This window comes from Lacinutrix algicola, from assembly GCF_001418085.1.
Classification (GTDB): Bacteria; Bacteroidota; Bacteroidia; order Flavobacteriales; family Flavobacteriaceae; genus Lacinutrix; species Lacinutrix algicola.
The window spans coordinates 286,690-299,594 of sequence record NZ_LIQH01000039.1; the positions used below are offsets into that span (position 1 = coordinate 286,690).

Here is a 12,905-nt window from a genome sequence, read left to right on the forward strand (position 1 = left end):
GTTTTTGTATTATAGTAAATCTTTTAATCTATTAGCAGCTTGTTCTGCTGTTATATCTCTTTGAGGCGATCCAAACATTTCGTAACCTACCATAAATTTCTTTACAGTTGCGCTTCTTAATAAAGGTGGATAAAAACTCATATGACAATGCCAATGGTTGTTTGCTTCTCCATTTGTTGGAGATTGGTGTATACCACTAGAATATGGAAAAGAACATTCAAATAATTTATCGTAAGCTACTGTAATTTTAGAAATGGCATCAGCAAAAGCCAAACTTTCTTCATTAGATAGTTCTGCAATATTCCTTTTTTGTGTTTTTGGAACAATCATAGTTTCAAAAGGCCATACAGCCCAAAAAGGTGTTAATACTACAAAATGGTCGTTTTGATAAATAATACGCTCGTTAGCTTCTAATTCTTGTTTTAAATAATCGCCTAATAAACTGCTGTTATTTTTACTAAAATATGCTTTTTGGTGTTGGTCTTTTTTATCAACTTCATTTGGTAATGTAGACTGACTCCATATTTGACCATGTGGATGTGGATTACTACAACCCATTACAGATCCTTTATTTTCAAAAATCTGAACATAGTTAATCATGTCGTTAGACCCTAACTCGGTATATTCTTTTTGCCAAGTTTTTACAACCTTATCAATGTCTTTAACCGCCATATCTGCTAAACTCTTAGAGTGATCTGGACTAAAACAGATAACTTTACAGATACCTTGTTCGCTTTCTGCTCTAAATAAGCCTTCGTTTACAGCAAATTTTGGAGAGGTTGTTTGTAAGGCAGCAAAATCGTTTGTAAAAACAAATACGTCTTCATATTTTGGATTTTCTTCTCCATTTATTCTAGTATTTCCTGCGCATAAGTAACAACTTGGATCGTGTGCTGGACGTTTTTCGTTGGACACATCTTCATTTTGTCCTTGCCAAGGTCTTTTAGCTCTATGTGGAGAAACTAAAACCCATTCTCCTGTAAGTATATTAAATCGCTTATGCGAATAGTCTTGTAAATTTGTATCCATCTTAGTTGTTTTCTTTTTTAACAATTTGTGTTCCTCTTGATAGCTTTACACTGTACACAGAACAATCATATTCGAATGTTGCTCTAAATTTTTTAGCGACCTCTTTTTTAAATTTTTTGAACTCGTCTTTTTTCACCAAGTTAATAGTACAGCCACCAAAACCGCCACCCATCATTCTAGCACCAAGAACATTAGTGTTTTCTTTGGCTCTGTCCACAAGGAAATCTAATTCTTTACAGCTTACTTTGTAGTTTGTACTTAAACCTTCATGAGATTGATATAATAAATCTCCTAAAGCTTCTATATCATCTTTTTTTATGGCTTCAGAAAACTGTTTTACACGATTATTTTCATTAATCACGTACAATGCTTTTTGATAGTCTTCCTCTGAAATATCTGTTTTAATTCTATCTAAATCTTCTTTCGAAGCATCTCTTAAGGCATCAAGATGTAATAATTCAGAAACTCTTTCACAGACTTCGCGTCTATCATTATAGGCACTTTCAGATAAATCGTGCTTAACATTACTATTAATAAGCATTAATTTATAATCTTTAAAATCTATTTTATAAGGTTCAGATTCTACTGTTCTGCAATCTAATAGCAATGCACTTTTTTTAATACCAAACATACTTGCGTATTGGTCCATGATGCCACATTTTACGCCAGCAAAATTGTGTTCGGCTTTTTGGGATACTAAAATCATTTGGTGTTTAGTTAAGCCTAAATCAAACAAATCATTCAATCCATATACAAAACTATTTTCTAAGGCAGCAGAAGATGACATACCGGCTCCTCCAGGAATATTACCTGCAAAAACGCTATCAAAGCTCCCAATTTGTTTGCCCAGCATTTGTAATTCTGCAACAACACCAATAACATAATTTCTCCAACCTCCATCTACTAAAGGTTTAATTTTTGTAGTATCAAATGCGTAAATTTCTTCTTTATTTAATGCATAAACGCTACTAACATTAGATGTGCTTTTGCTTATTGCAAGTGCTATACCTTTATTAATTGCAGCAGGAAATGCGAAGCCATCATTATAATCTGTATGTTCTCCAATAAGATTAATTCTACCTGGTGAAAATACAATAAGAGGTTTTGTTCTAAAGTGCTCTTTAAAACTCTGCTTTACTTCTTTAACTAATTTCTTATTCATTATTTCGCAAAATATATATAGATTCCTAAAACAACTGTACAAATAACAATGGCCATTGGTTTTAAAAACTTCCAAGGTGTAATATCAACTTCTTCTGAATACTCTAATATAAATTCTTCTTTTCTAGGTGAAATTTTACCAATTATTAGCATTATTATAATATTCAATACAAATAAAATTGCCATAATATGAAGGAAATGTGGGTACGTATTTCCTGTTACTATTTCAACGCCATCAACCATTTCTACAACATTAAAGGTAGGTTTTATTAAAAACTGACTTATAGAATAAAGAATAACACCAGAAAATAAACCAACTTTCGCAGCTATAGCAGGTACAAATTTTGTAGTGTAACCAACAACAACTATTGTTAAAATTGGAATAGAGTAAGTACCATTAATTTCTTGCAAGTATTCAAAAACACTTCCAGCATTTGCAATAAAAGGCGCTACCATCATAGCTAATATGGCTAGAAAAATGCCAAAAGTTTTACCTGCCTTTACTATTTGTTTTTCTGTAGCTTCTTTATTTATATATTCATTATAAATATCGATACCAAATAACGTCACACAACTGTTTAATGCAGAGTTAAAAGAACTTAAAATGGCTCCAAATAAAACAGCAGCAAAAAAACCAACTAATGGTTTAGGTAATACTTCTGCTACTAAAGCAGCGTATGCTAAATCCGGTTTTTCTAAGCTTCCGTTAAAAATATAAAAAGCAATAACGCCGGGTAGTACTAAAATTAAAGGACCTAATATTTTTAAAAAAGCACCATACACTAGTCCTTTTTGTCCTTCGGCTAAATTTTTAGCACCAAGAGCACGTTGTATAATTGCTTGATTAGTTCCCCAATAAAATAAATTTACTAATAACATACCAGTAAATAGGGTACTTAATGGGACATAAGAATCTTCCGATCCAGTAGAATCGAATTTTTCTGGATGCGCACTGACCAAAGTATCTATACCAAGAAACATATCGCCATCTCCAATATAACACAATCCAAAATATGGAATCATTAAACCACCAATAATTAAACCTACTGCGTTAATGGAGTCTGAAATTGCAACTGCTTTTAATCCTCCAAAAACAGCATAAATAGATCCTATTACACCAATAGCAATAACTGTTAACCACAACGATGCACCTTTGGATATACCAAATACTTCAGGGATATCAAACATTGTATTTATTGCCAATGCTCCTGTATATAAAACTACAGGTAAAAAGATGGTAACATAACCAGATAAGAAAAGCCCAGAAACAATTGCTTTTGTAGTTTTATCATATCTGCTTGCAAGAAACTGTGGTATTGTTGTAATTCCTCCTTTTAGATAACGTGGTAACAAGAACATAGCTATAATTACCATTGTAATTGCGGCTATGGTTTCCCATGCCATTACTAATATTCCTTGTTCATATGCCTGACCGTTTAAACCTATAATTTGCTCTGTAGATAAATTAGTTAATAGTAACGAGCCTGCTATTACTATACCTGTTAGGCTTCGTCCTCCTAAAAAATAACCATCAGAGGAGCTTTCGTCTGTATTTCTAGTTTTTAGATAAGATATTACGGCTACAAGAACAGTAAATCCAAAAAATGTTAAGAATTGCATAATTTGTTAGTTTAGTTAGTATTATGTTTTATTTTTTTGTGGGATCAATAATTAAGTTCCATTCAACTTTATATTTGTTTTTTGGTTCGAGTATCTGTAATCCTATTTTATTATTAAAATTATCAGCAGCACCAGTCATAGGTTCTATAGCAATAACATTAGTATCTTCCGGTGTGTAAACTTGTAAAAAGGTATCTTTTGAAGACGTTTTTATTTTAAAACTGTATTCCGGTGTAATAAACTCAACCTTATTAGAATCAAGAGGATAGCCATCATCTAATTTTGTGTTTTTAAGATTATAAGGTAGGCTAAAATCTAAATCTTTAGTACCGGTAATAATTTGTTGTTCATCAAAAGTATATTTCAGTTTACTTTTAAAATTGATACTACTTTTAGATAAGTCTGAACTCAAAAAATAGGGATGCCAACCTAAAGCAAAAGGGAACGCTTTTTCGTCTTCATTTATAATTTTCACTATTAAATCAAGTCCGTTTTTATTTAAAGTATAAGTTAATTGTAAGTTGAATTTATAGGGGAATCCTTCATTTAATCCTTTGTTTTTATATTGTATGGTAATTGAGGCATGGTTAGGAGTTATTTCTTTTTTTATAGAACTAAAAGTTTTATTGAAAACCAAACCGTGTAATGCATTATTTTTATCTACTTCGTTACACTCTAATTGATAGTTTTTATTATTAAAACTATACTTGCCATCCTTAATGCGATTTGCAAATGGAAATAGGATAGAAGAGGCGTAATTATTTTTATAAGATGAAGGTTTATAGTCTGCAAGCAATTTAATATTATTAAATAAAAACGCACTTAAACGTCCACCTTGAGTAAGGCAAATACTTGCTTTCGAAGCATTGTCTGGGCTCATAAGCTGTATAAAACTTAAATTATTGTTTTCTATGTGCGTTATTGTGTACAAATTATTATAAAGATTTTCTTAAGATTAAACTATTCGGATTTTCGACTTGCGCAAATTCATTTTTTAAAACCATTTCCGCCAAACGTTGTCCCATAAGATTAAAGTTGGTTGAAATTGTTGTAATACCACCTTCGACTATTTCTTTTAAAAGCGTATCATTATAAGATATTATGCCAATATCTTTTGCTAAAATTAATTGCTTTTCTTTAATAGCTTTTATTATTCTAATTAGGTTTTTATCATCTAAAATGATGTATAATTCTTTGTCAGATAATACTCTATCATTTAAAGTATCTATAATCTCATTTTTAATATTATGGTGAGTACAAAAGAGATTAAATCCGTCCAAAATTCCTTTTGGTTGGCGAGAGGCACTATACAATAGAATTACCTTTTTATATTTTTTTATTTTATCTAAACCAGATTCAAGACCTTGGTAGACATCTTTCTTAAAATTTTGATGTATTGACGGATATTTTAATAATTCCTTATGTGTTTGGTCTAAAATGTAAACTTTATCTTTAGGAAGGCGATCTATTACTTTTTCCGTCTCTTTAAGATTTGCAGGCATAATAACGTAATAGCTATAATCTCCAGCATTATCATTAATTAATTTATTAAAGACATCATAATTAAAATGATGAAAAAATATATCCACCTGAACATTTTTCCCCATACCAGTTAGGAAAGCATTGTAAAGATCTTCTTTAAAAGAATTGAACTCATCAAACAATAAAAACACTTTTTTGTTTACATCAATATCTACACTATTTACATAGTATCCTTTACCAACAATGGATTGCACTATCCCTCTAGTTTTTAGCTCATTAAATGCTGTAAGAACCGTGTCTCTAGAAAGAGAGTGTTGGTTTTTAATACTGTTTAAAGAAGGTAGTTTATCGCCTTTTTTTATGGTACCATTTAATATAGCCTCTTCTATAGAAGCTACAATTTGTTTATACTTAGGTACACCTGACTTTTCTTTGATAGTTACAATTCCCATTGGTCAAATATATAATAAAATTTTTAATACACAAACTGGTAGGTACTAGTATGTTTATTTCGAAATAATTATTAAATTAGCATTCTTTATAGATTGTATAATCTATTTATTAAAAAATGAGCATGTTCATGAGGTTTTCATAAGGAAATATGAATAATAGCAAATAACGTATGATCATTAAAAACAATAAACAAAGACACATGAAAAATAAAATTATTGTAACAGGAGGTTGTGGATATATAGGTTCTCACACAGTTATTGAATTAATAGAAAATGATTTTGAAGTTGTGATTTTTGATGATTTATCAAATTCTACTGAAAAGACAATTTCTAGAATTCATAAAATCACAGGTGTAAAGCCAACCTTTATTAAGGTAGATTTAAAAAATCAAGAAGCTACAAGTAAAGCCTTTGAGGCTCATAAAGATACTTTAGGAGTTATACATTTTGCAGCACATAAAGCGGTTGGAGAATCTGTAGAAAAACCATTGATGTATTATAAGAATAATTTATATTCTTTATTAAATGTATTAGAATCTCAGAATGAAAATAATATAAATAATTTTATCTTCTCTTCATCTGCAACAGTATATGGAACACCAAATACATTGCCTATTACAGAGAAAAACGAAACACAACGTCCATTTTCACCTTATGGAAATACTAAAAAAATAGCAGAAGAGATTTTAGATGATTTTACTAAATCAAGTCAAGATTTTTCTGCTATATCATTGCGCTATTTTAACCCTATTGGAGCTCATGAATCTGGCGAAATTGGTGAGTTACCTAATGGGATTCCTAATAATTTGATGCCGTATATTACACAAACAGCAGCTGGAGTTAGAGATAAGTTAATGGTTTATGGAAACGATTATCCTACAAAAGATGGTACACCAATTAGAGATTATATTCATGTAGTAGATTTAGCTAAAGCACACGTTTTAGCTGTAAAACGTTTGCTCAAAAAAGAACAAGAAACTGCTCTTGAGTATTTTAATTTAGGAACAGGATTAGGGTATTCAGTTTTAGATGTTATAAAAACTTTTGAAAAGGTAACAGAATCTAAGCTTAATTATGAAATAACAGACAGACGTGATGGAGATGTACCACAACTTTACGCTTCAACGGATTTGGCTAAAGAAAAGTTAGGTTGGTCTGCAGATAGAGCGCTTGAAGAGATGATTAGCTCTTCATGGACATGGGAACAGAATCTTAGAAATGAAACTAAATAAACTATTATGATGCAATCAAGAACAACACTTTCGGAAATGTCTAAGGCATTAAATTTATCTATTTCTACAGTATCAAAGTCTTTGTCTGACAGCTCAGAAATTAGTAAACCTACTAAAGATCGAGTTAGAGATTTTGCTAAACAATGTAATTATATTCCTAATAGTTTTGCAGCTAGTTTTAGAAAAGGCTATACTAATACTATTGGACTTGTAATACCAAATATAATAAATCCATTTTATGCTAATGTTTTATCTGGGATCGAAAAACAATTGGATAAAAACGGTTATAAACTAATTACTTCTATTTCTTACGAATCTTTAGAAAAAGAGTCTAATAGTCTTAAAAACATGTCTGCTGGTTACATAGATGGTCTTATTATTTGTCCATCTAAAGAAGCTGAGATTAAGAATGATTACAGCCATATAAACTCGTTATTAGATCAAGGTATTCCTGTTGTAACATTCGATAGAATTTGTGAAGGAATAGATTGCGATAGAGTAATTATTGATGATTATAAAACCTCTTATGCTACGACTAAACATTTAATTGAGGTAAAAGGATGTAAGAATATTATAATGGCTTCCCTTATTGATGGTTTGCAACATGGAAAGTTAAGAGCGAATGGTTTTAATGATGCTATAAAGGAGCATAATATAAATAGTACTAGTGTAATAGCGGATAGTACTAAGGATTTAAAGAAAAAAATAAAATCTATTCTTAAAAACGATATTAGTGTCGATGGTGTCTTTGGAGTAACAGAGCAAGCAGTTGTCCAGGCTATGCATGTTATTAGAGACTTAAAACCAAAGCCATTGAATAATAAAATTGCTATGGCCGGTTTTTGTAACCAAGATCAAGCTGACTATAACCCATCTTTAATAGTTGTAAATCAGAATGCTGAAGAAATTGGAGTTGAGGCTGCAAAATTAGCGCTTGAGAGAATAAAGAAAGAGGATAAAAAAACTTTTTTCACTAAGACTATTGCAGCTTGTTTTTTGTAAACAAGAACTACTAATATCTAAATATTTATTCAATTTAATATTAAACAACAAGTTGAAAACATTTTACAACAGGATAAGTATAAGGAAATTTTCAATAAAACCTACAAAATGGTTTAATATTCCATAATAAAGATTCGGTCTGGTGCCTTAAACTTTAGTTTTTCTATTTAAATCTTGTATTAACAAACGTTCTTTCAGATAAAAAAAAGAAAGGAGTTATCTATTTTGCTTACCGATTCTATAGGAACACCATTGGTTAAGGTAACTGTCGTAGCAAATGTATGCCGTGCTAAATGAAAGGTAAGGTTTTTATTTATTTTACATAAATCTGCAATCTCTTTTAAATAAGCGTTCGTTTTTTGATTACTTAAAACAGGAAGTAATAGTCCTCTATTTAAACTGCTTGGATGTTTTTTATACTTTTCAAGTATTTCCAATGGTATAGCCAAAATAGGTATATTGCTTCTGGTATCAGTTTTAGACCTTTTCGTTTTTATCCATTGCTCTCCATCAATGCCTGTAGTAATATCGTTTTTAGAAAGTTTCTTCACATCAGCGTATGCCAAGCCAGTAAAACAACAGAAAATGAAAACATCTTTTACTTGGTCTAGTCTAGGCATTACAAACTCGTGTTCCATAATTTTTTGAATTTCTTCTTTAGATAAAAATTCTCTCTCTACTATTCTAAGTTTAGATTTCCAATGAAGAAATGGGTCTTTTTCAATCCAATCATTTGCATGTGCAATGCGTATTATTTTTTTAAAGTTGGTTACATACTTGACAGCGGAATTATGAGAACACTTGCGCGTTGTTTTAAGATAGTATTCTAATCCTGTTATGAACTGATGATTTACATCTTGGACGGGAATATCCTTTTTCTTGTATTTCGTTCTTATAAATTCAGCAACGTGTTTTTTACATGTTCGATAGCGTTCTGAAGTTCCTTTAGCAAAACCATTACCAATTAGACTTTCTACTTTATTATTATGATCTTGAAAAATTTCTAAGACCATCTTTTGTGTTTTGCCTTTACCCAAGAGCACATCACGAATATTTGTAGCCGAATACAATTTGCTCTCACGTTCAAAATTTTGTTGAATTGAATAAACCTTATTCTTAATTAGACTTAATTGTCTGTTGATTTCTCGAGCTTCTATCGAATTCCCAAGTGCAAGTTGATTTTGTGAATTCCAATCGTTAATATGGATTTTTCTATGAATACTAAATTCAGACCTTCGCTTGTCAAGAGTTATTCTCAAATAGATGTTTGTTTTTCCTAGCGAATCGGCTTTGCTTTTTTTGATGTAAAATAGAAGAGATAGAGAAAGTGGCATCTTGAAATATATTTATTTACTTAAATATAGGTAAAATAAACAAATTCAACAATGAGTTAATCGTCTTATATTCAGTTGATTAAAATTATTGGTGGAACTTTTTTTAAAGAATTTAGTGACACCGAATTAGCCCCTTTTAATTTGTGTTTAAATGCTATTATATGGTATTTAATAAAATTAAAAAACCCTATAAACATAGTGTTTATAGGGTTTTGGTAGAATTTGATTAATTCCTTGCGGAGAGTAAGGTTATCGAACCTTTTATGTGTAAATATACTTAGTTACCTATTAATCAAATAGTTTATCTTTTACTTAGAGTGTTTTATATCCCTTTTATACTCGATAAACATAATTAATTATATCTTTACTGTCAGCTAAACTGTCAGCATATGAGATTTACATTTAATTTAAGAAAACCAAAATCATTAGAACCTACTTTAATATTTTTTTCAGCGTATTTTAAAAAAGAAGGTAAGAAATTTGTTTATTCTACTGGAGAAAGTATTGTACCTTCAGAATGGGATTTTAAAAACAGACTTCCTAATAATATAAATGGAAGAACAAGTCAAGCAAATAATCATAGATCAATAAAAAATCAATTAGATAGATATTCTATGTTTTTTACTGAGTTAACAAATAGATATTTAAATTCTAACTTGGAGCTTGATATAAAAGGAGCAAAAAAAGAATTCGATCAACATTTTAAAAAAGTAGAAGCTATTTCTAATAGTTTTTTTGATGTGTATGATTTATTTCTGTTATCAAAAAAATCAGATCATACTGATAAAGCAAATTCTCTGTCTACAATAAAAAGATATGAATATAATAAGACTTTACTAGTAGATTATCAGAACCAACAAAATAAAGATTTACACTTTAGTAGAATAAACGATGAGTTCTATAACTCTTATATTAATTATTGTGTACAGACTAAAAAACACTCTGCAAATACTTTGAAAAGAAATATAGGACTTCTAAAAACGTTTTTAAATTGGGCTCTAATAAAAAACCATACTTACAATGAGGATTTTAAAGGTTTTAAATCTCCTAAAGCATTTGAAACAGATGAAATCGCATTAAATTATGATCAGGTACAAGAAATTTATGCTAAAGATTTACAAAATAAGCCAAGGTTAGAAAGGGTAAGGGATTTATTCGTTTTTGGTTGTTCTACAGGTATGCGTTATAGTAATTATTCTAAAGTATGTAAAAACGATGTGCAAAATGATATGATAAAAGTAATGGATAAGAAAAACAAAGATAAAGTTCTTGAGATTCCATTAAATAGTATTTCAAAAGGTGTCTTAATAAAGTACGATTACAATTTACCTGTTATTTCTGAACAAAAATTTAATGATTATATAAAAGAAGTTTTCCAAGAATGTGGTTATACAGATGAAGTAAAAAAGATATCTAAAATAGGAAACGAAGTAACGGAAGTAATGATGCCATTTTATAAAAGAATGTCATCACATACAGCCCGAAGAAGTTTTATAACCATAATGAAAAATAAAAAAATACCCGATAAAGTAATCATGTCATTTACTGGGCATAAAAGTTTAGAGGTTTTTAATAAATATTATAAACCTCATGATACAGATAAAAAGGATTTTATGAAAAATGTTTGGAATTAGGTTATGGAAATATCAGAAAAATACAGGATCATTACTGAAGCAGAAGATGAAGTTATAGCTGAAGTTGATCAAGAATTAAAGATATGGGGAAAGTCTGTTTTTGCAAAAGAATTATTTAAAGATGACAAAATTGAGTTTATTAAGTTATTCTTTGAAGTTAGGAAGAATTATATAAATAATTTTCAATCTGATTTTATCTTGTATGATAAATATATTGCCAATTGTTTTATACAGAACACCATATTTAAGACATCTACTCAATTAGATACAGCTATGTCATTATTTGATTTAATTGTTTCTGCTCCGACATTTGAAGATAAAATAATTCTTTTTAAAATAGATTACAAATTATTTAAAACTCACGAACTACGTTTTTTATTTTTTGAAAAATTAATAGATGAAGTTAACACAACAGTAATAGATAAATCTGAAAGATTACCAGAATTTAAAAATTTTGAAATTGGAGTTTTGCTTGATTTTAACGAAAAGCTTTTGAATTCAAAAGAGTATATAAAAAAAAACGTGGGTTTTATTAAAGAGCTGGATACTGAAATAAAAGAATTCTATAAGGAAACTAGTAGAAAAGATAAGGAGATTGGGCTAAAGAGTGATCAGTTATTTGAACTAGAGTATGAAGTAAATTTTTTGAGAAATAAAAATGAGACACTAAAAAATTATTATGAAACAGTAGCTCCAATTCCAGTAAATCAGTTCAATTCTTTTGTTTGGGGTGACAACTATCCAGCCTTAAAAGTTTTCTTTGACTTTTTAAAAAAGAATAAGATGACCTATCTAGGATGGAGTCATTTTGCTAGTTTAATGGAGGAGAGTAATTTAGAGCCTATTGATATACAGAGTGTAAGTTTTAGTAAGGACGAGTTGGGTTTTTTATTTTACCATTTAAAAGACTTCTTTAAAATAAGTATTAGAAAAAATTCTAAAGATTATAAAAAATGGATAAAGCAAAAATTTTATGTAGATGGTTTAATTTTAGAAGATTCATTTTTTTCTAAAAACTTCAGAAGTTTTAAAATAGAAGCAGATAAAAAAACTGACAATAAAAATTATAAAAAAGACCCTATAAAAGACAGGATTTCTTTCGAGTTATTGCTTGATAACATAAAAAAGGCATTTTTATAAAATAATTATTTTGTTTTACTACCTGATTTCTCTTCAGTGTTGTTATTAATTACTTCGTAAACACTTGTTTTGTAGCGCTTTATAGTTTATGGTGTTTTAACATTTACTACTTTTTTTCTCCAAAGCGTTCGTGCAATATTTGTAGTAGACAATTAGCGCTAATTGTATTTATTAATATTAACAAATAATAAGTATGAATAAATTTGTTATTACATCAGAAGAGGAATTAAGATCCTATATTAAGCAGGCACTAGAACAGCCTTTAAAAGAGATAAATAATTCTCTTAAGCAACTGGTAAAACCAGTAAAAAAGAACCTAACAGTTAAAGAGGTTGCAGTGCAATTAAATGTGTCTGAGTTAACTGTACGTAACTACATTAATAAAGGCTTTATTAAAGCCGATAAAATAGGACGTAGAGTAGTTATAAATGCAGAGAATTTAGAAAAGTCATTATCAGAAGTTAAATCTTTAAAATATAGAAGATAATGAGAACATTTATAAGAAAAATAGAGTTTCCTGTTTGCGAAATTGAAAGCAACGTAAGAGAAATTAAGAAACAAGTTGATTGCCTTAGGGCTAAATTTAATTATGATAATACTTCACTAGATTTCTTTAATTGGTTAGATGATAAAGTAGATCTAATTTCCAAGGTTTCAAAAACAGAAGTTCGATTTAATTATTTAGTTATTCAAAATGAAATGGATAGACTATATAAGCTTGATCCAACGATCACAGGTTATAATATAACGTTCGATTTTGTTAAGACTAATGATCCATTTAGAGCAAAGTTTAATCTACTAATATCTAAAACCAACTAA

At 29.3% G+C, this 12,905-nt stretch carries 12 protein-coding genes; 6 read left to right on the forward strand and 6 right to left on the reverse strand.

Going from position 1 to position 12,905, the window contains the following annotated elements; translation table 11 throughout:
- Positions 1-9: 9 nt before the first annotated feature.
- Genes ASC41_RS12265 through ASC41_RS12285 form a run of 5 tightly spaced genes read right to left on the reverse strand, consistent with a single transcriptional unit; the run spans position 10 to position 5,744 of the window.
- Positions 10-1,029, reverse strand: coding sequence for a UDP-glucose--hexose-1-phosphate uridylyltransferase (locus ASC41_RS12265; RefSeq protein WP_055437078.1), 1,020 nt, complete (start codon positions 1,027-1,029; stop codon positions 10-12).
- Position 1,030: 1 nt separating this feature from the next.
- Positions 1,031-2,191 carry a galactokinase gene (galK, locus tag ASC41_RS12270; protein WP_055436940.1) on the reverse strand — a complete coding sequence of 387 codons (1,161 nt, stop codon included), beginning with the start codon at positions 2,189-2,191 and terminating at the stop codon, positions 1,031-1,033.
- On the reverse strand, positions 2,191-3,810 hold the full coding sequence (locus tag ASC41_RS12275; RefSeq protein ID WP_055436941.1) for a solute:sodium symporter family transporter: 1,620 nt from the start codon (positions 3,808-3,810) through the stop codon (positions 2,191-2,193). Before ASC41_RS12275 ends, galK begins: the two co-directional genes overlap by 1 nt.
- A gap of 28 nt (positions 3,811-3,838) precedes the next feature.
- Positions 3,839-4,690, reverse strand: coding sequence for an aldose 1-epimerase (locus ASC41_RS12280; RefSeq protein ID WP_055436942.1), 852 nt, complete (start codon positions 4,688-4,690; stop codon positions 3,839-3,841).
- Positions 4,691-4,745: 55 nt separating this feature from the next.
- Positions 4,746-5,744, reverse strand: a complete 999-nt coding sequence (locus tag ASC41_RS12285) for a GntR family transcriptional regulator (RefSeq protein ID WP_055436943.1) — start codon at positions 5,742-5,744, stop codon at positions 4,746-4,748.
- A gap of 200 nt (positions 5,745-5,944) precedes the next feature.
- Between ASC41_RS12285 and galE the strand changes: the two genes are divergently transcribed.
- Positions 5,945-6,976, forward strand: a complete 1,032-nt coding sequence (gene galE / locus ASC41_RS12290) for a UDP-glucose 4-epimerase GalE (RefSeq protein ID WP_055437079.1) — start codon at positions 5,945-5,947, stop codon at positions 6,974-6,976.
- A 6-nt stretch (positions 6,977-6,982) separates the two neighbouring features.
- Complete coding sequence (locus ASC41_RS12295; RefSeq protein ID WP_055436944.1) at positions 6,983-7,978, forward strand: LacI family DNA-binding transcriptional regulator; 996 nt, start codon at positions 6,983-6,985, stop codon at positions 7,976-7,978.
- A 194-nt stretch (positions 7,979-8,172) separates the two neighbouring features.
- On the opposite strand, the gene ASC41_RS12300 is transcribed toward ASC41_RS12295, so the two are convergent.
- Entirely contained in the window at positions 8,173-9,312 is a 1,140-nt protein-coding gene (locus ASC41_RS12300; RefSeq protein ID WP_083477203.1) for a site-specific integrase, read from the reverse strand.
- Positions 9,313-9,701: 389 nt separating this feature from the next.
- On the opposite strand from ASC41_RS12300, the gene ASC41_RS12305 reads away from it, so the two are divergent.
- The 4 genes from ASC41_RS12305 to ASC41_RS12320 all read left to right on the forward strand — a co-directional run bounded on the left by ASC41_RS12305 (position 9,702) and on the right by ASC41_RS12320 (position 12,905).
- A complete protein-coding gene (locus tag ASC41_RS12305) occupies positions 9,702-10,946 on the forward strand; it encodes a tyrosine-type recombinase/integrase (RefSeq protein WP_055436945.1) in 1,245 nt (414 codons plus the stop codon).
- A 3-nt stretch (positions 10,947-10,949) separates the two neighbouring features.
- Positions 10,950-12,086 carry a hypothetical protein gene (locus ASC41_RS12310; protein ID WP_055436946.1) on the forward strand — a complete coding sequence of 379 codons (1,137 nt, stop codon included), beginning with the start codon at positions 10,950-10,952 and terminating at the stop codon, positions 12,084-12,086.
- Positions 12,087-12,279: 193 nt separating this feature from the next.
- Positions 12,280-12,573 carry a helix-turn-helix domain-containing protein gene (locus ASC41_RS12315; protein WP_055436947.1) on the forward strand — a complete coding sequence of 98 codons (294 nt, stop codon included), beginning with the start codon at positions 12,280-12,282 and terminating at the stop codon, positions 12,571-12,573.
- Entirely contained in the window at positions 12,573-12,905 is a 333-nt protein-coding gene (locus ASC41_RS12320; RefSeq protein WP_055436948.1) for a hypothetical protein, read from the forward strand. Before ASC41_RS12315 ends, ASC41_RS12320 begins: the two co-directional genes overlap by 1 nt.

Bases quoted from the DNA above. Each gene is read 5' to 3' on its own strand.
- galE (WP_055437079.1), top strand. From the start codon at position 5,945: ATGAAAAATAAAATTATTGTAACAGGAGGTTGTGGATATATAGGTTCT.
- ASC41_RS12305 (WP_055436945.1), top strand. From the start codon at position 9,702: ATGAGATTTACATTTAATTTAAGAAAACCAAAATCATTAGAACCTACT.
- ASC41_RS12300 (WP_083477203.1), bottom strand. From the start codon at position 9,312: ATGCCACTTTCTCTATCTCTTCTATTTTACATCAAAAAAAGCAAAGCC.
- ASC41_RS12320 (WP_055436948.1), top strand. From the start codon at position 12,573: ATGAGAACATTTATAAGAAAAATAGAGTTTCCTGTTTGCGAAATTGAA.
- ASC41_RS12280 (WP_055436942.1), bottom strand. From the start codon at position 4,690: ATGAGCCCAGACAATGCTTCGAAAGCAAGTATTTGCCTTACTCAAGGT.
- galK (WP_055436940.1), bottom strand. From the start codon at position 2,191: ATGAATAAGAAATTAGTTAAAGAAGTAAAGCAGAGTTTTAAAGAGCAC.
- ASC41_RS12315 (WP_055436947.1), top strand. From the start codon at position 12,280: ATGAATAAATTTGTTATTACATCAGAAGAGGAATTAAGATCCTATATT.
- ASC41_RS12265 (WP_055437078.1), bottom strand. From the start codon at position 1,029: ATGGATACAAATTTACAAGACTATTCGCATAAGCGATTTAATATACTT.
- ASC41_RS12275 (WP_055436941.1), bottom strand. From the start codon at position 3,810: ATGCAATTCTTAACATTTTTTGGATTTACTGTTCTTGTAGCCGTAATA.
- ASC41_RS12285 (WP_055436943.1), bottom strand. From the start codon at position 5,744: ATGGGAATTGTAACTATCAAAGAAAAGTCAGGTGTACCTAAGTATAAA.
- ASC41_RS12295 (WP_055436944.1), top strand. From the start codon at position 6,983: ATGATGCAATCAAGAACAACACTTTCGGAAATGTCTAAGGCATTAAAT.
- ASC41_RS12310 (WP_055436946.1), top strand. From the start codon at position 10,950: ATGGAAATATCAGAAAAATACAGGATCATTACTGAAGCAGAAGATGAA.